Source organism: Pontibacter ruber (assembly GCF_023630205.1).
In the GTDB taxonomy this organism is placed as follows: domain Bacteria; phylum Bacteroidota; class Bacteroidia; order Cytophagales; family Hymenobacteraceae; genus Pontibacter; species Pontibacter ruber.
Map to the genome: position 1 here is coordinate 1 of NZ_JALPRR010000009.1, position 583 is coordinate 583.

Annotated in this window: 2 tRNA genes and 1 rRNA gene; all 3 read left to right on the forward strand. The window is 48.4% G+C overall.

What is annotated here, in order from left to right:
* A 16S ribosomal RNA gene (locus tag MJ611_RS20485) occupies positions 1 to 51 on the forward strand; the annotation flags it as partial.
* 159 nt (positions 52 to 210) lie between these two features.
* Positions 211 to 287 (forward strand) — tRNA-Ile (locus tag MJ611_RS20490).
* Positions 288 to 301: 14 nt separating this feature from the next.
* A tRNA-Ala gene (locus MJ611_RS20495) sits at positions 302 to 375 on the forward strand.
* The last annotated feature ends 208 nt before the right edge of the window (positions 376 to 583 follow it).

The following is a 583-nucleotide window of genomic DNA, read 5'->3' on the forward strand; positions in this document are numbered from 1 at the left end:
AAGTCGTAACAAGGTAGCCGTACCGGAAGGTGCGGCTGGATCACCTCCTTTCTAGAGTCGGTCCGTGGCCTGAACTTTTTTTACGACGCAGAGTGTCTGCGAAAAGAAAAGGGTACTTGTTTTTCGTTTTGTCTCCTTAATTGCTCAAACATGCATTATGCTGCATAAGTGAGGCGCCCTGGGTTATAGAGTCTGGCGCTCTCAACTAAAGGGCTTGTAGCTCAGGTGGTTAGAGCGCTACACTGATAATGTAGAGGTCCGTGGTTCGAGTCCACGCAGGCCCACCACAGTAAAAGTACCTGGGGGATTAGCTCAGCTGGCTAGAGCGCCTGCTTTGCACGCAGGAGGTCAACGGTTCGACTCCGTTATTCTCCACTCAAAACAGCACCAAGTAAAAACAGATGGTTTTTACTTCATATCTTGAAACAGTGTACCGGTTAGGGGGCAGGGTTAAACTCGGCACTCAGAACCCGGCACTCTGAACTTTAAGAAAAAGTTCTTTGACATGATGGAAGAGAGAGTGAAGAAGTAGTTGATTTAGTCAACTACCGAGCAAAGAAGCGGGCCGGTTGTGTAGCAATAC